A 16,292-nucleotide genomic window follows, 5' to 3' on the forward strand; every position below is an offset into this window, starting at 1 on the left:
CGGGCTCAATTGTGCTAACCCGGCATTAAGTGATACGCCTAAGGGCGTGGTTTTTCTCTGGGGAGAGTTCCTTTGCGCGTTAGCCGCTCACTCACAATTAAACAAATGGCCATGGTGGCCGTCGTCACCATGGTGTTTGTGTTCGTCTTTTGTTCCATTTTGATGTTCCACTTTACGCAACAAAACCGTTTTGCCACCGCCACTCAGCTTGAGAGCGTGGCCCGCGCTGTGCGTGAACCGCTGTCGGCGGCGATCCTGAAAGGGGATATTCCGGAAGCCGAAACCATCCTCGGGCGCATTCAGCCTGCCGGAATTGTCAGCCGGGCCGATGTGGTGTTGCCTAATCAATTCCAGGCCCTGCGCATGCGTTTTATCGAAGAACGCCCGGTGCCGGTGATGATCACCCGGATGTTCGAGCTGCCGGTGCAGATTTCATTGCCTGTATATTCCATGGAACGCCCGGCTAACCCGCAGCCGCTGGCGTATCTGGTGCTGCAATCGGATTCCTATCGCACCTACAAGTTCATCATGAGCACGCTTGCGACGTTAGTGACTGCTTACTTACTTTTGGTGCTGATCCTGACGGTGTCTATCACCTGGAGCATCAACCGACTGATTGTGCGTCCGCTGCGCGCCTTGGCCCGCGAATTAAACGATATTGCGCCGCAGGACCGGGTGGGCCATCAGTTTGCGCTGCCGCGCCTGCATCACGACGATGAAATCGGCATGCTGGTGCGCAATTATAACCGCAATCAGCAAATCATCCTGCGTCAGCATGATGAACTCAGTAGCCACTCCACGCGTTTCCCGGTTTCAGACCTGCCAAACAAGGCGTTTTTACTGGCGCTGCTGGAACAGACCGTGGCGCACAACAAAACCACTGCGCTGATGGTCGTAGCCTGCGAAACCCTACAGGACACCGCTGGCGTGCTGCAGGAGAACCAGCGCGAGATGCTGCTGCTGACCCTGGCGGAAAAACTCAAATCGGTGATTTCCCCGCGCATGGTGCTGGCCCAGGTCAGCGCCTATGACTTTGCTATTCTGGCGCACGGCGTGAAAGAGCCGTGGCATGCGATCACATTAGGTCAGCAAGTACTCACTATCATTAATGAGCGATTGCCGTTGCAGGGCATTCAGCTGCGTCCCAGCGCCAGCATTGGGATTGCGATGTTCCACGGCGATCTGAGCGGCGAACAGTTCTACCGTCGCGCGGTGTCAGCGGCCTTTACCGCGCGCCGTAAAGGCAAAAATCAGATTGAGTTCTTCGACCCCGAGCAAATGGAAAAAGCGCAGCAGCGGCTGACAGAAGAGAGCGATATTCTTTCCGCCCTTGATAATCAGCAGTTTGCGGTGTGGCTCCAGCCCCAAATTCACATTGCCACCGGTAAAGTGTGCAGCGCGGAAGTGCTACTGCGGGTGCGCCAGCCTGATGGAAGCTGGGATTTGCCCGGCGACCTTATCGAGCGCATCGAATCCTGCGGGCTGATGATCACCGTCGGTTATTGGGTGCTTGAAGAAACTTGTCGCCAGCTGGCGGCGTGGCAGAGTCGGGGCATTATGCTGCCGCTGTCGGTGAACCTGTCGGCGCTGCAGTTGCTGCATCACGATATGGTGGCGGACATGCTGGAGCTGCTGAGTCGCTACCGGATCGCCCCCGGCACGCTGGTGCTGGAAGTGACCGAAAGCCGCCGCATTGACGACCCGAAAGCGGCCGTCGCCATCCTGCGCCCGCTGCGCAACGCCGGGGTGCAGATTGCGCTGGACGATTTCGGTATGGGCTACGCCGGTCTGCGTCAGCTGCAGCACCTGAAATCGCTGCCGGTGGATGTGCTCAAAATCGATAAGATATTCGTGGATACGCTGCCGGAAGACACCAACATGGTGTCGGCGATTATCCAGCTGGCCCGCAGCCTGAACCTGAGCATTGTGGCGGAAGGCGTAGAAAATCAGGCGCAGTTTGACTGGCTGAAATCTGCCGGAGTGGATATCGCGCAGGGCTTCCTGTTCGACCGCGCCGTGCCGCCGGATATCTTCGAACAGGACTATCTCTCTACCCAGACTGATGATGTAAGCGCGTAAATATTCACGCGCTTGCGCGAGTCAGCTCTAACTTTTTAACATTTACCCCGCGAAATGTTTCTGTGTTGTTTATCGGATGTTATTTTAAAGCCGCAGGCGAATAAAAGCCTTATTCAGTCTGTGGTTTTATCTTAAGGACATCCTATGAAAACCTCTCTGTTTAAAAGCCTCTATTTCCAGGTACTCACTGCTATCGCCGTGGGTATTTTGCTCGGCCACTTCTATCCAGAACTGGGCGCGCAAATGAAACCGCTTGGCGATGCCTTCGTTAAGCTCATCAAAATGGTGATTGCTCCCGTTATCTTCTGTACCGTCGTGACCGGTATTGCAGGGATGGAAAGCATGAAAGCCGTCGGCCGAACCGGCGCGGTGGCACTGCTCTACTTTGAAGTGGTCAGTACCCTGGCGTTGATTATTGGTCTGGTGATTGTGAACCTGGTACAACCGGGCGCGGGCATGAACGTTGACCCGGCGACGCTGGATGCGCATGCGGTGGCGGTGTACGCCGAGCAAGCGAAAGATCAGGGCGTGGTCGGCTTCCTGCTGGATATTATCCCGTCCAGCGTCATTGGCGCGTTTGCCAGCGGGAACATCCTGCAAGTGCTGCTGTTCGCGGTGATGTTTGGTTTTGCCCTGCATCGCCTGGGCCACAAAGGCCAGCTGATTTTCAACGTGATTGAAAGCTTCTCGCAGGTCATCTTCGGCATCATCAACATGATCATGCGCCTGGCGCCGATTGGTGCGTTCGGGGCGATGGCGTTCACCATCGGCAAATACGGCGTCGGCACACTGGTACAGTTGGGCCAGCTTATTATCTGCTTCTATATCACCTGTATTCTGTTCGTGGTGGTGGTGCTCGGCTCTATCGCCAGGGCGACCGGCTTCAGCATCTTCAAGTTCATCCGCTACATTCGTGAAGAGCTGCTGATCGTGCTCGGCACCTCATCCTCTGAATCTGCGCTGCCGCGTATGCTCGATAAGATGGAAAAGCTCGGCTGCCGGAAATCGGTGGTGGGGTTGGTTATCCCAACCGGGTATTCGTTCAACCTTGATGGGACGTCGATTTACCTGACGATGGCGGCGGTGTTTATCGCTCAGGCGACCAACAGCCACATGGACATCTTCCATCAAATTACGCTGCTGGTGGTGTTGCTGCTCTCCTCAAAAGGCGCAGCGGGCGTAACGGGCAGTGGGTTTATCGTGCTGGCGGCGACCATTTCTGCGGTCGGTCATTTGCCGGTTGCCGGCCTGGCGCTGATTTTAGGTATCGACCGCTTTATGTCTGAAGCGCGTGCGCTGACGAACCTGGTGGGCAACGGCGTAGCGACTATTGTGGTGGCGAAATGGGTGAAAGAACTCGACCCACAGCAGCTGGACGATACGCTCAATAACCGCGCACCTCGTGACAAGGCTCAAGAAATTTCCTCATAATCCCGCGACTTATCCCTGTTATCTGCCCGTAGTCGCTTGATGGACTACGGGCTCCTGCGCATAATTGACCATATTTTTCGTTGAGCGTGTGACATTTCAAAAAATGCACGGTCTAAACGACGTAATTAACTCATAAAAACGACCATGAGTTGTCTTTGTTACTCATAATGTTGTGGTGCAGGCAACGCACATGCAGCGCGAAGTATGATGAGTAAATAACCAGGATTGTTGATTCAGGGGCTTAAATGCAGGGCACAAAAATTCGACTCATAGCGGGCGGAATGCTGATGGTAGCAGCCGCGGGCTATGCGCAAGCAGAAGCGCTCCAGCCGGACCCGGCATGGCAACAGGGAACACTGGCTAACGGATTTCAATGGCAGGTTCTGGCCACCCCGCAGCGCCCGAGCGACAGGGTAGAAATCCGCCTTCAGGTCAATATTGGTTCTCTGAGCGAAAGCACGCAGCAGGCGGGCTTCAGCCACTTTATTCCACGTCTGGCGCTCTCACAGAGCGGCAGTCTACCCACGATGCAGGCCCGTTCACTGTGGCAGCAGGGCATCGACCCGCAGCACCCCATGCCGCCTGCCATCGTCTCCTACGATTACACCCTTTTCAGCCTGAGCTTGCCGAACAACCGCAACGACCTACTGAAAGAGGCGCTGACCTGGCTGTCTGATTCCAGCGGCAAACTTAATATCACCCCGGAAGCCGTGAATCACGCGCTCGGTGGCGAAGATATGGTGATGACCTGGCCGCAGGACCCTAAAGAGGGCTGGTGGCGCTATCGCCTGAAAGGGTCGACCATGTTGGGCCACGATCCGGCTGAACCGCTGAAACAGCCGATTGATACCGAACAGCTGAAAAGCTTCTACCAGAAGTGGTATACCCCGGATGCGATGACCCTGATTGTGGTCGGCAACGTGGATAACCGCAGCGTGGGTGAGCAAATCAATAAAATCTTCGGCGGCCTGAAAGGCAAACGCGAAACCCCGGCGGCAGTGCCGACGCTGGCTCCGCTTCCGCCAACGCCAGTCAGCATCATGACCGACGCGGTGCCGCAGGACCGACTCTCGATCATGTGGGATACGCCGTGGGCACCGATTCGTGAATCCGCTGCGTTGCAGCGCTACTGGCGTGCTGACTTAGCGCGTGAAGCGCTGTTCTGGCATGTGCAGCAGATCCTGAGCAAAAGTAATGTCAAAGATATCGGTATTGGCTTCGATTGCCGGGTGCTGTATCTGCGCGGTCAGTGCGCCATCAACGTGGATTCCCCGAATGACAAACTGAACGCTAACCTCGGCCTGGTGGCAAAAGAGCTGGCGAAAGTGCGCGAAGAAGGCCTGACTCAGGAAGAGTTTAATGCGTTGATTGCGCAGAAAAACCTCGAACTGCAGAAGCTGTTTGCGACCTACGCGCGTACCGATACCAATCTGCTGATCAGCCAGCGTATGCGTGCGCTGCAAAACCAGGTGGTGGATATCGCGCCGGAGCAGTATCAGAAACTGCGTCAGGAATTCCTGAGCTCACTGACCGTTGAAGGTCTGAATCAGGATCTGCGTCAGCAGCTGTCACAGGATATGGCGTTGATTCTCCAGCAGCCGAAAGGCGAGCCGGAATACAACATGAAGGATCTGCAAGAAACGTGGAACAAACTGATGGTGCCAACGACCTCACCGGCCCCTGCGGTCAGTGACGATCACCAGGACGTCACGGATATTCCACCGGGCCAGTAAAGCAGTGAATGGGTGAGGACTGATGTCCTCACCCTCATTTATCACGCGGGCATGGCGTCACGTGGAATGATCGCCCCGCGATACTGAATCACGGTGCTTGCAGTCAAATGCCCACGCTGTGCCGCCGCTTGTGTATCACCGCCAGTCAAACGTACCGCCAGATAACCCGCACTAAACGAATCACCCGCTGCGGTGGTATCGACCACTTTCTCTTTCGGCAATTTCACCGCAGGCACATCCACCACGCCTTCTTCGGCCAGCGACACCAGGCAAGAATCCGCCCCGCGCTTAATCACCACTTCATGCACACCTGCGGCGTGCGTGCGGGCCATCACCTCTTCGACCGGCTTTTCGCCCCACAACGCGTCTTCATCGTCGAGCGTCAGGAACGCGATATCGGTGCAACCCAGCATCTGCTGATAAACCTGCTGCGTCTCTTCGCGGCTGGCCCACAGGCGTGGCCGATAGTTGTTATCGAAAATGACTTTCCCGCCGTTAGCACGGCATTCGTGCAGCAGAGAGAACAGCTTCTCACGGCTGGCCGGGCTCAGAATCGCGAGGCTAATGCCGCTCAGATAGAGATAGTCAAAGGTCGCCAATTCTTCACAAATCGCCGCCGACTGCTCGCTCTCGAGCCAGAATTTGGCCGCCGCTTCGTTGCGCCAGTAGTAGAACGTGCGCTCGCCGGTGTCATCGGTTTCGATGTAATACAGGCCAGGCATTCGGTTTTCCATGCGCTGAATCAGGCGAGTATCGACGTTCTCACTTTGCCAGGCGTCCAGCATCTGCTGGCTGAAACTGTCCGTACCGAGCGCGGTGATATAGCTCACCTGCAAATCCGCGGGTGCAACCTGGCGTGCGATGTACACAGAGGTGTTCAGCGTATCGCCGCCAAAACCACGGTTTACCGCAGAGCCTTTCTCTGACAGCTCAATCATGCATTCGCCAATCACGGCAATTTTTTTAGACATAGTCGTCAAGCCTTCCCGAAATCAAAAAATTGCCGTAAGTGTGCGCTGAGGGGGGGTAACGGGTCAACAATATTAAAACAACGTTCCATTATTTTTTTGAACTGGCGCGGATTCTTCTTCAATCCTGGATGCACAGAAACACAAAATGCCGGCCGTTGAACATAAAGTTCTCACTTTCAGCGCCGATAACCCAATGACGAGTTGCGACAGATTCCCCATTAACAGGACAGCTGAGATGAAGTTAAAGCAGGTTATCCAGCGGCTAAGCATTCCCGATGCAGGCATTGAAGGCCTACAGGAGCGGCGCTATTGGCTGGAGTGTGAGCGTGCTTATACTTACCAGCCGATCTATAAAACCGATGGTTGCCTGATGGCAGTCGAAGTGCTGACCGTGGTGACGCACCCGGAGCACCCAGGAAAGCGCATTGCCCCCGATCGCTATTTTGCGGAGGTGGCGGTACGCCAGCGGATCGATGTCATCAAAGAACAATTGGCGACACTCACGGCGAAGCGCGCATTTTTCGCTGACAACGGGATATTGGCCTCGGTAAACGTCGATGGCCCGACGCTGTTGGCGATGCGTCAGGACCCGGTATTGATGGCGCAATTAGAAGATATTCCCTGGCTGCGTTTCGAGCTGGTGGAGCACATTCGTCTGCCGCAGGATTCTTCCTTCGCCTCGCTGTGCGAATTTGGTCCGCTGTGGCTCGATGATTTCGGCACTGGAATGGCAAACTTTTCGGCATTAAGCGAAGTGCGCTACGACTACATCAAAGTGGCTCGCGACCTGTTCATCATGCTGCGTAAAACCCCGGAAGGGCGTAATCTTTTTGAGTTGCTTATTCAGCTAATGAATCGTTATTGCCAGGGCGTGATCGTCGAAGGCGTCGAGACGCTGGAAGAGTGGCGTGACGTCCAGCAATCCCCGGCCCATGCGGCTCAGGGATATTTCCTGTCACGTCCGGTGCCGATGTCTACCCTCGAAGAAGTGATGCTCAATCTGGCCTGATCGGCGGTTTTTTCTGTCAGCCTCAACTATATTCATGAATGGTGAGGCAAAACAGGAACGTTAACGGCATGACTAAAACCAGCAAAGTCATCACTTTTTCATTTGCGACGCTTGTCGTGTTGATCGTCGTACTGCTAATCGTAATTGCAAATTTCGACTGGAATCGACTCAAGCCAACTATCAATAAAAAAGTCACGGCGGAACTGAACCGGCCCTTCGCCATTCGGGGCGATCTCGGCGTGGTTTGGGAGCGCCAGCCCAGCGAAACCGGCTGGCGAAGCTGGGTGCCCTGGCCGCACGTTCACGCCGATGACATTATTCTTGGCAACCCGCCGGACATTCCTGAAATCACGATGGTGCACCTGCCGCGCGTGGAGGCCACGCTGGCTCCGCTGGCGCTGCTGACCAAAACCGTGTACCTGCCGTGGATCAAACTGGTTCAGCCGGATGCGCGCCTCATTCGTCTCTCGGAAAAAAACAATAACTGGACCTTCAACCTGGCGTCCGCCGACGGCACGCAAAAAAATGCGCAGCCGTCCGCGTGGTCATTCCGCCTTGATAACGTGCTGTTCGATCGCGGGCGGATCAAAGTGGATGATAAGGTCAGCAAGGCCAATATTGAGATCTTCGTTGATCCGCTGGGTAAACCGCTGCCGTTCAGCGAAGTGACGGGTGATAAGGGCAAAAGCGACGGGCCGAAGCCGGGGGATTATGTGTTTGGCCTGAAGGCGAAAGGGCGCTACAACGGCCAGCCGCTCACCGGGACCGGGAAAATTGGCGGCATGTTGGCGCTTCGAAGCGAAGGCACGCCGTTCCCGGTGCAGGCCGATTTCCACTCCGGCAACACACGGGTGGCGTTTAGCGGCACGGTGAACGACCCAATGAAAATGGGTGGCGTGGATTTAAAGCTGAAGTTTTCCGGCGATTCACTCGGCCAACTGTATGACCTCACCGGCGTTCTGTTACCGGACACGCCGCCGTTTGAAACGGACGGACATCTGGTGGCGAAAATCGACACCGAAAAAGGTTCGGTCTTTGATTATCGCAACTTTAACGGGCGCATCGGCGACAGCGACATTCACGGCACGCTGAAATACAGCACCAGCAAGCCGCGTCCGAAACTGGAAGGCGACATGGAGTCGAAACAGCTACGGCTGGCGGATTTAGGGCCGCTGATTGGCGTCGATTCCGGCAAGGGCACTAAAACTAAAGAGGTGCAAAAGGATGCTCAGCCTTCCGGAAAAGTGCTGCCACACGAGCGTTTCGAAACCGATAAATGGGACGTGATGGATGCCGATGTGCGCTTCAAAGGCGGGCATATCGAGCACGGCAGCACGCTGCCGCTGAATAATCTCAGTACCCATGTGATTCTCAAGCGCGGCGACCTGCGCCTGGAGCCACTGAAATTTGGCATGGCTAACGGTACCATCAACGCCAATATTCATCTTGCCGGGAATAAAAAACCGATGCAGGGCGAGGCGGATATTCAGGCCAGACGGCTGCGGCTTAAAGAGCTGATGCCGAACGTCGAACTGATGCAGAAGACAATCGGTGAAATGAATGGTGATGCGAAGCTGCGCGGCACGGGGAATTCAGTCGCCGCACTGCTTGGCTCGAGCGACGGTAACCTGAAACTGCTGATGAACGACGGGGTGGTCAGCCGCAACCTGATGGAAATTCTCGGCCTCAACGTGGGGAATTTTATCGTCGGGCAGATTTTCGGTGACGACGAAGTGCGGGTGAATTGCGCGGCGGCCAACGTCAATATCAGCCACGGTGTCGCGCGGCCACAGATTCTTGCCTTTGATACTGAAAACGCGCTGATTAACGTGACGGGTTCGGCGAGTTTCGCCTCTGAGCAGCTGGATTTGACCATCGATCCGGAAAGTAAGGGGATTCGTATTATTACCCTGCGTTCACCGCTTTATGTGCGCGGGACTTTCAAGAACCCGGATTACGGCGTGAAGCCTGGGCCGCTGATTGTGCGCGGCGCAGTGGCGGCTGCGCTGGCAACGCTGGTGACACCTGCGGCTGCACTGCTGGCGTTGATCTCACCGTCGGAAGGCGATGCGAATCAGTGTCATGTGATTTTGTCGCAGATGCGGAAGTAATGAGCGCGCGGTTCCCCTCTCCCTAACCCTCTCCCACAGGGAGAGGGAATATCCCGAAACTTGCCGGGAGTGTCGGTTTTCTCCCTCTCCCCGTGGGAGAGGGCCGGGGAGAGGGCATCAGGCAGGAACAAACTTACAGCGACTGATTCCGTGTCTCATGCGTCAGCACCAGCGCAATCAGCGTCAGGGCCGCCATCGACGCCAGGTAGTAACCCACGTATGCCAGACCGTAAGTCCCGGTCAACCACGCAGCGATGTAAGGCGCCACGGACGCACCCAAAATCGACGACACGTTATACGAGAACGACGCCCCGGTGTAACGCACTTCGGTCGGGAACAGCTCCGGCAGCAGCGCGCCCATTGGGCCAAACGTCAGGCCCATCAGGCTCAGGCCCAGCAGCAAATACGCCATAATCAGCATCGGGTTGCCCGAGCCCAGCAGCGGCTGGAACACGAACAGGCCAAACAGAATAATCAGCGTCGTAATGGTGATCATGCTCTTACGACGACCAAAGCGGTCAGCCAGCAGGCCAGCAATCGGTACCATCACGCCAAAACCAATCACCGCCATCATCAGCATCCACAGCACTTCGTTGCGTGGCAGGCCCAGACCGTGCGGCACCGCAGCGGTGCTGTAGGTCATTGAATAAACGGTCATGATGTAGAACAAGGTATACGTCGCCAGCATGATAAAGGTGCCGAGTATGGTCACCCGCAGATGCTTGCTGAGCAAGGTGCCCATCGGCACTTTCACCTGTTTCCCGGCGGCAGCGACTTTGGCGAACACCGGTGTTTCGTGCAGGGAAACACGGACGTACAGCCCGATAATCACCAGCACCGCAGAGAAGATAAACGGCACGCGCCAGCCCCAGCTCATGAACTGTTCATCGGTCAGCAGCCAGGAAAGCAGCAGGAAGGTGCCGTTGGCAAAGAAGAAGCCAATCGGCGCGCCAAGCTGTGGGAATGAGCCATACAGCGCACGCTTTTTCGGTGGCGCATTTTCCGTCGCCAGCAGCGCCGCGCCGCCCCATTCACCGCCCAGACCGAGGCCCTGACCAAAACGCGCCAGCGCCAGCAGCACCGGAGCCAGAATACCAATGGTGTCGTAGCTCGGCAGTAAACCGATAACCACAGTAGAAATCCCCATCGTCAGCAGGGACGCAACCAGCGTCACTTTACGACCGACGCGGTCGCCAAAGTGGCCGAACAGCGCCGAGCCAATCGGACGGGCTACAAACGCGATGGCGAACGTCGCAAGGGATTGCAGTGTTGCCGCAGCCGGATCGCCCTGCGGGAAGAAAATATGGGGGAACACGATAACCGCCGCGGTGGCATAAATGTAAAAGTCGAAGAACTCAATGGCGGTGCCAATGAGTGACGCGACGACGACTTTATTCCGCGAGTTGACCGGGGCGATGTCCTGCTGAGTATCGAGTGTTGTGGCAGCTGATTGCATAATCTTTTCTTATTTTTAGGCGAACGAACGGCCATATTACGCACAGCAAAAGCGACATTTCAATGTGTAACAAGGTGGGAAGCCGGGTGAAAAACAGGCAAAAAGCGGATAATTTTCGGGCCAGCGAAATCACTTCTATGAAATGCTTCACACAATTCGATAATAAGTGAATATCACTGCTTTTAGGTTAAATAAAAGTTACCAACTGGATTTATCGACTAGAAATGGAAATCGGGCTGATATTTCAGCCCGATAACCGTATCAGTGGTGCGTTTTGCCCGGCATCCGCCGGTCATCTTTGTATTCGGCGGTGGCAATCCACGCGGCGCAGAACAGCGTCAGGCGGGCGAAGAAGTAGAAAAACGCCATGATCCCGAGCACCGAGCCAAATGCCGCCCCGGACGGGGATTTCACCAGCGCGGGCAGCGTCCAGGTCATGATGATTTTAATTACCTCAAAGCCGATGGCCGCAATAAAGGTGCCGCGAACCAGTGCTTTTCGGCGTGGGCGATGGCGCGGGAGTCGCCAGAAAATCCAGAAGAACAACAGATAGTTGGCGAGAATCGAAATCGCGAGGCCGATAACGCGCCACGTCGGTTTCAGCCATTCAACCGAGTCCAGATACAGCGCAGAGATGATCATCTGCTGCGCAGCCCCGGCGACGGAGGTAATCGACAGCGTGACAATCAGCGCAATCAGCAGGCCAATCAGCGACACAAAATCGCGGAAGTACTTAACCCAGAATTTCTCCTGGTCCTGCGGCGAGCGTTCCCACACGTCGCGCGACTGGGCGCGAATGGCCTCGCGCAAATTACCCATCCAGTTAATTCCGGAGTACAGCGCCACCAGAAGACCGACAATCCCGACGGTGGTTCGCTGCTGAATCGCCGTACTGATGGTGTTTTTCAGCGTGGCGGCGAGGGTCGGGTCGCTGACGTTGACCAGAATCTTATCGAAAATATCCTGCAACAGCGTTGGGTGCGAGACGAGGACAAAACCGGCCGCAGCGAACGACACCATCAGAATCGGGATCATCGACAGGAATGAGAAGTAGGTAATGGCCGCGCCAAACTGATTGCCCAGGCGATCGTTAAAGCGCTCGGCGGCGCGAATCAAATGGGCGATAAACGGCTGGCGCTGCACTTTTTTAGCGGTGCCGGTGGCTTTGTTCAGCGCACCGCTGGCCCGCTGTTTGATGCCCGAAGCGGAAGGGTCATCAGTCTCCATTTTCCTGACGGGATCGTATTCCAGATCCTGAGTAGGGCGTTTTGCGTCGTTATCCGGCGTCATCAGGTATTTATTCCTTCTTTTTACAACATAAACGAAATTATAGCCGATGAGGGGTCGATGATTGACGAAACCTCATGGCGATTAATCAACGTAGCTTTTCAGCACGTCGGTTAACCACTCCATAAACAGATGTACGCGGCGGGAAAGGTTGCGGCGATGCGGGTAAATCAGCGACACCGGCATCGGTTCGGCGCGGTAGTGCGGCAGGATTTCGACCAGTTTTCCGCTGCGCAAGGCATCCTTCACGCCGATGCGCGGCACCTGAATAATCCCCAGCCCGGCGAGGCAGGCTGCGTGATAGGTTTCGGTACTGTTAACCGTCAAAATACCGCCGGTTTTCAGCCAGCGAATTTGATTATCGGTATTGAGCTCAAAGCCCTGTGGGCGCACGCCGAGGCTGGTGGCGTAGTGCACCATCGCATGGCCCGCGAGATCGTCGAGGGTTTCCGGGTAGCCAAAACGTTCCAGATAATTAGGGCTGGCGCAGTTAATTACGGTCAGTTTGCCGATCGGCCGCGCCACTAATCCAGAATCTTTCAGCGTGCCGACGCGCACCACGCAGTCGAATCCTTCCCGAATCACATCCACCAGGCGGTCGCTGCTGCTCAGCTCCAGTTCGATACCGGGATACTGTTGCAGGAACGCGGGCAGTTTTGGAATGACTAAATTTCGAGCAACGCCCACCGGCATGTCGACCCGTAAACGCCCGCTGATGCTGGTGGGGTCATGCTGGAACATGCCGTCGAGTTCATCGAGGTTGCTGAGCAAATCTTTTGCGCGTTCGTAATAGACCATCCCATCCTGCGTAAGCTGCACCCGGCGGGTGGTGCGGTGTAAAAGGCGTACGCCCAGCAGGTTTTCCAGCGCCTGGATTTGCCGCGATACGCTACCTTTTGGAAGGCCGAGCGTGTCAGCCGCGCGCGAAAAACTCTCCAGTTCTGCGACGCGAATGAACAGCTGCATTGCGTGAATTTTATCCATACGTAACGGCCTTTGTTGTTCTCAGTGAAACAATGAAACGTAATTTCGTGCCTTTATTGATTATACACAACCTAATAAGCTCTCTCTCACTGTTCTCCTGTCTGAAATGAGGTTGGTTATGACACAACGTATCGCTTTGATCACTGGCGCAAGCCGTGGGCTGGGAAAAAACGCGGCCCTGAAGCTGGCAGCGAAAGGAATTGATATTCTGCTGACGTACAACAGCAATCAGCAGGAAGCACAAAAAGTTGTCGCGGAAATTGAGAAATTTGGCGTGAAAGCCGCGGCATTACAGCTGAACGTCGCCGAAGTGTCGGGTTTTGAGAAGTTCGCTCAACAGGTTCAGCTGCAACTGCAACAAACCTGGCAGCGCGACACCTTTGATTATTTAGTGAACAACGCCGGAATCGGTCTGTACGGTGCGTTTGCCGAGACCAGTGAAGCGGTGTTTGACGAGCTGATGAACATCCACTTTAAAGGCCCGTTCTTCCTGACTCAGCAGCTTCTGCCACTCATTCAGGATGGCGGCCGGATCCTGAACGTGTCGTCTGGGCTGGCGCGTTTTGCGCTGCCGGGCTTTGCGGCTTACGCCTCCATGAAAGGTGCGATGGAAGTGCTGACGCGCTACCAGGCGAAAGAACTGGGCGCGCGCGGTATTTCGGTCAACATTATTGCCCCGGGTGCGATTGAAACCGACTTCGGCGGCGGGCGCGTGCGTGATAATGCGGAAATGAATCAGTATGTTGCATCCCAGACGGCGCTTGGCCGGGCGGGCCTGCCGGATGATATCGGCGGCGCGATTGCCGCGCTGCTCAGCGACGAGCTGGGCTGGATGAACGCGCAACGCATTGAAGTTTCGGGCGGGATGTTCCTGTAAGTCTGACCCTCTCCCATAGGGCGAGGGTTAGGGAGAGGGAGACTCAGGTCTCTTTATCCCCTCGCCCCTATGGGGAGAGGGCTAGGGTGAGGGGCGTTGATACTCGTGACGCAATAATCCCAGCACCCAATCGTTGTGCCATTTCCCGCCAATCAGATAGCTTTCCCGCAATTCCCCTTCCAGCATAAAACCCGCTTTCTCCAGCACCCGGCGCGAGGCGCTATTCCCCACGGTGACTGTGGCGATGAGCCGCCGTATCTCACCGGTGGTAAACGCAAAATCACATACCGCGCGCAGCGATTCCGTGGCGAACCCTCTACCGTGCGCTTCGGGTGCAAATAAGAAACCCACTTCCGCACAGTCCGGCTCCCGGTGAATATACCCGGTCAAGCCCACGGGCATGCCCGTTGCCTTCTCCCGAACCAGCAGGCACAGCCAATGTTCGGCACCCGGCTTCCACTGCGGTAGTCGCGATTCAAATGCTTCTCGGATCTCGCTTTCCGGCCGTGAATCATCCACGTAGCGCATCACTTCCTGGTTCTGCTCCAAGGCCAAAAAGAAGGGCCAGTCCGCTTCGGAAAGCGATTCAGCACTCAATCTGGGTGTCACGATTTTTACCATCGTATTTACTCCGGGTACTTTTATCGGTTTATAGACGGATTAGCCCACATCACACTGATGTAATCTCATTTCTAACTTGCTAAAAACAAAAATAAAACCCCGTAATGTTCGGGGATACTGATGTCCTCTGAGAAGGAAAACAGATGCACACTGCATCGCACTATTCCGGTGACCAGTTTGAGCACTGTCTGAGCGTGATCCGCCAGGCGGCGAGCGAGATCCTCTCGCTGCTGAATGTCCACGGCGCTGACGCGAAAGATCCGCGCGGGTTTCTCGAGCAACTCGAGCAGGCCCGGCTGAATCTGGGCGGTTGGGCGAACGTGGCGCGGCGGCTCAATCTCAATGATGCGCAGATTAGCGATTTCACCTTGCAGCTGCGCCATTTGCAACAGGTGGTCCCGGTCTATGAACGCGGACAGGCGGTGACCGACAACCAGATGATTGCGGCGCTGCGTTTCGTTGCCGCGCTGGAATTTGTGCGCCAGCAGCAGCCGCGTCTTAAATTTGATTCGCTGCCCGGCGAGGATGGCGATATGCATCAGGAACAGGCTCAGCGGCAGCTGCGCGCCCTGACGCTGATGCTCAAAGCGCTGATTAGCCAGGCTTTCCCCGATGCTACACGCCTGAATGATTCCCTCAAGCTGCAGTTCGGCGCTGACAGCGTTCGTCGATGGCTGGCGAACGGCGACACCGGGGATATTCTGTCGGGCATGTTGTTCAGCGATTTGGCCCTGCTGATCGTCGATAAAAAAGCCTTTGCCCGTCATTACTCGACGCTGTTTAACGCCGCGTCAGCCCTGACGTTTCTGGCGGAACAGCGCGTCACGCTGCATGCGTTTCTGGAAGATTGCCGGATGATGCGGAACGCCGTCCTCGCGCACCGTCCGTTGACGACGACTGAAATGGTGCTGCTCGATAACTATCTGCGCCAGATTGCCAGCCCGGTTCAGCGCGCGTTTGAGCAGGGCCGCACGCGGGTGAATCCGGCGTCTTTTATGGCGGTGGACAGCAACGAATTACACCATTTCTGGGAGAATGCCCGCGGCAAAGATCGGGCGCTGGGGGGCGATGTTTCGCCGGTCCGAGAGAATATCGAACCGCCGAAAAAGCAGGCGGTGCGCAGCCCGGAAGACCGTGACCAGGTGATTTCAACGGTGCTGTGGTGCTCCGTTGGCGTGGCGATGCTAGTGATGGCGTTCGCTGCACTGTGGATGTTTAACAACGTGGCGCCTGCGGAATCGACAGCGCAGGCAAGCGAAGCGCTGGTGGAGGCGCCGGAGCGTGAAACTCCGTCGCCGCGCGAGAAGCTGGCAAATAGGGGGATCAGCTGGGATATCAATAGTCTGCGAGCGGCCATCGACCGCAACGATACTCAGGTGACGATGCTGTTTTTACAGGGCGGAATGACCTGGCAGCTGGCGTGGACCGAGCAGGCGCAGTCGTTCCGCTCCGATGAGGTGCTGGAACTTTTGCTGCGCTACCGGCTGCAAATGGATGAGCCAAAGCCGTGCCGGCGGTTTATCAGCACCCTCAGCCACGCGATGGCCAACGGCGAGTCGTTAACGTCGGTGCGCAAAGAGTATTTACAGGCGTTCTGCGCCACACCTGCGGTGATCGAACGCCAGCACTACAACGTTTCGCAGGCCAGGCTGCGCGCGGATGCCACGCCGGATGCGCAAAATAAAAAATGGCTCACTATTCAGTCAGCCATTTATAGCGCCATTCGATAACAG

At 56.0% G+C, this 16,292-nt stretch carries 12 protein-coding genes; 7 read left to right on the forward strand and 5 right to left on the reverse strand.

Annotated elements, in window-relative coordinates:
* The first annotated feature begins 72 nt into the window (after positions 1–72).
* The 3 genes from hmsP (at position 73) to A8O29_RS01610 (ending at position 5,243) form a co-directional block, all read left to right on the forward strand.
* Complete coding sequence (gene hmsP / locus A8O29_RS01600; RefSeq protein WP_125354948.1) at positions 73–2,079, forward strand: biofilm formation regulator HmsP; 2,007 nt, start codon at positions 73–75, stop codon at positions 2,077–2,079.
* Between the two features lie 144 nt (positions 2,080–2,223).
* Complete coding sequence (locus A8O29_RS01605) at positions 2,224–3,510, forward strand: dicarboxylate/amino acid:cation symporter (RefSeq protein ID WP_110510226.1); 1,287 nt, start codon at positions 2,224–2,226, stop codon at positions 3,508–3,510.
* Positions 3,511–3,755: 245 nt separating this feature from the next.
* On the forward strand, positions 3,756–5,243 hold the full coding sequence (locus tag A8O29_RS01610; protein ID WP_125354947.1) for a M16 family metallopeptidase: 1,488 nt from the start codon (positions 3,756–3,758) through the stop codon (positions 5,241–5,243).
* 41 nt (positions 5,244–5,284) lie between these two features.
* Here the strand turns inward: A8O29_RS01610 and kdgK are convergent, their stop codons facing one another.
* The gene (gene kdgK, locus A8O29_RS01615) at positions 5,285–6,214 is read right to left on the reverse strand and encodes a 2-dehydro-3-deoxygluconokinase (RefSeq protein WP_125354946.1); all 930 of its coding nucleotides are present in this window, start codon (positions 6,212–6,214) and stop codon (positions 5,285–5,287) included.
* A 235-nt stretch (positions 6,215–6,449) separates the two neighbouring features.
* Here kdgK and pdeH point away from each other — a divergent pair, with 235 nt between their 5' ends.
* Both pdeH and A8O29_RS01625 read left to right on the forward strand, forming a co-directional pair.
* A complete protein-coding gene (gene pdeH, locus A8O29_RS01620) occupies positions 6,450–7,223 on the forward strand; it encodes a cyclic-guanylate-specific phosphodiesterase (RefSeq protein ID WP_125354945.1) in 774 nt (257 codons plus the stop codon).
* Positions 7,224–7,291: 68 nt separating this feature from the next.
* Positions 7,292–9,334, forward strand: a complete 2,043-nt coding sequence (locus tag A8O29_RS01625; protein ID WP_125354944.1) for an AsmA family protein — start codon at positions 7,292–7,294, stop codon at positions 9,332–9,334.
* Positions 9,335–9,467: 133 nt separating this feature from the next.
* On the opposite strand, the gene A8O29_RS01630 is transcribed toward A8O29_RS01625, so the two are convergent.
* The 3 genes from A8O29_RS01630 to A8O29_RS01640 all read right to left on the reverse strand — a co-directional run bounded on the left by A8O29_RS01630 (position 9,468) and on the right by A8O29_RS01640 (position 13,061).
* On the reverse strand, positions 9,468–10,790 hold the full coding sequence (locus tag A8O29_RS01630; protein WP_125351795.1) for an MFS transporter: 1,323 nt from the start codon (positions 10,788–10,790) through the stop codon (positions 9,468–9,470).
* Positions 10,791–11,051: 261 nt separating this feature from the next.
* Positions 11,052–12,080: an inner membrane protein YhjD gene (gene yhjD, locus A8O29_RS01635; protein WP_125351794.1), complete on the reverse strand. Its 1,029-nt coding sequence runs from the start codon at positions 12,078–12,080 to the stop codon at positions 11,052–11,054.
* 81 nt (positions 12,081–12,161) lie between these two features.
* Positions 12,162–13,061 carry a LysR family transcriptional regulator gene (locus A8O29_RS01640; protein ID WP_110510219.1) on the reverse strand — a complete coding sequence of 300 codons (900 nt, stop codon included), beginning with the start codon at positions 13,059–13,061 and terminating at the stop codon, positions 12,162–12,164.
* A 118-nt stretch (positions 13,062–13,179) separates the two neighbouring features.
* On the opposite strand from A8O29_RS01640, the gene A8O29_RS01645 reads away from it, so the two are divergent.
* Positions 13,180–13,938, forward strand: coding sequence for an SDR family NAD(P)-dependent oxidoreductase (locus A8O29_RS01645; RefSeq protein ID WP_125351793.1), 759 nt, complete (start codon positions 13,180–13,182; stop codon positions 13,936–13,938).
* Between the two features lie 81 nt (positions 13,939–14,019).
* Here the strand turns inward: A8O29_RS01645 and A8O29_RS01650 are convergent, their stop codons facing one another.
* On the reverse strand, positions 14,020–14,559 hold the full coding sequence (locus A8O29_RS01650) for a GNAT family N-acetyltransferase (protein ID WP_125351792.1): 540 nt from the start codon (positions 14,557–14,559) through the stop codon (positions 14,020–14,022).
* Positions 14,560–14,702: 143 nt separating this feature from the next.
* Between A8O29_RS01650 and A8O29_RS01655 the strand changes: the two genes are divergently transcribed.
* Positions 14,703–16,289 carry an STY4199 family HEPN domain-containing protein gene (locus A8O29_RS01655; protein ID WP_125351791.1) on the forward strand — a complete coding sequence of 529 codons (1,587 nt, stop codon included), beginning with the start codon at positions 14,703–14,705 and terminating at the stop codon, positions 16,287–16,289.
* Positions 16,290–16,292 lie beyond the last annotated feature (3 nt).

This window comes from Scandinavium goeteborgense (assembly GCF_003935895.2).
GTDB lineage: Bacteria > Pseudomonadota > Gammaproteobacteria > Enterobacterales > Enterobacteriaceae > Scandinavium > Scandinavium goeteborgense.

What these genes read in the sequence shown, in the direction of transcription:
- A8O29_RS01630 (WP_125351795.1), bottom strand. Translation starts at nt 10,790, where the DNA reads ATGCAATCAGCTGCCACAACACTCGATACTCAGCAGGACATCGCCCCG.
- A8O29_RS01640 (WP_110510219.1), bottom strand. Translation starts at nt 13,061, where the DNA reads ATGGATAAAATTCACGCAATGCAGCTGTTCATTCGCGTCGCAGAACTG.
- kdgK (WP_125354946.1), bottom strand. Translation starts at nt 6,214, where the DNA reads ATGTCTAAAAAAATTGCCGTGATTGGCGAATGCATGATTGAGCTGTCA.
- A8O29_RS01610 (WP_125354947.1), top strand. Translation starts at nt 3,756, where the DNA reads ATGCAGGGCACAAAAATTCGACTCATAGCGGGCGGAATGCTGATGGTA.
- yhjD (WP_125351794.1), bottom strand. Translation starts at nt 12,080, where the DNA reads ATGACGCCGGATAACGACGCAAAACGCCCTACTCAGGATCTGGAATAC.
- A8O29_RS01650 (WP_125351792.1), bottom strand. Translation starts at nt 14,559, where the DNA reads ATGGTAAAAATCGTGACACCCAGATTGAGTGCTGAATCGCTTTCCGAA.
- A8O29_RS01645 (WP_125351793.1), top strand. Translation starts at nt 13,180, where the DNA reads ATGACACAACGTATCGCTTTGATCACTGGCGCAAGCCGTGGGCTGGGA.
- pdeH (WP_125354945.1), top strand. Translation starts at nt 6,450, where the DNA reads ATGAAGTTAAAGCAGGTTATCCAGCGGCTAAGCATTCCCGATGCAGGC.
- A8O29_RS01655 (WP_125351791.1), top strand. Translation starts at nt 14,703, where the DNA reads ATGCACACTGCATCGCACTATTCCGGTGACCAGTTTGAGCACTGTCTG.
- A8O29_RS01605 (WP_110510226.1), top strand. Translation starts at nt 2,224, where the DNA reads ATGAAAACCTCTCTGTTTAAAAGCCTCTATTTCCAGGTACTCACTGCT.
- A8O29_RS01625 (WP_125354944.1), top strand. Translation starts at nt 7,292, where the DNA reads ATGACTAAAACCAGCAAAGTCATCACTTTTTCATTTGCGACGCTTGTC.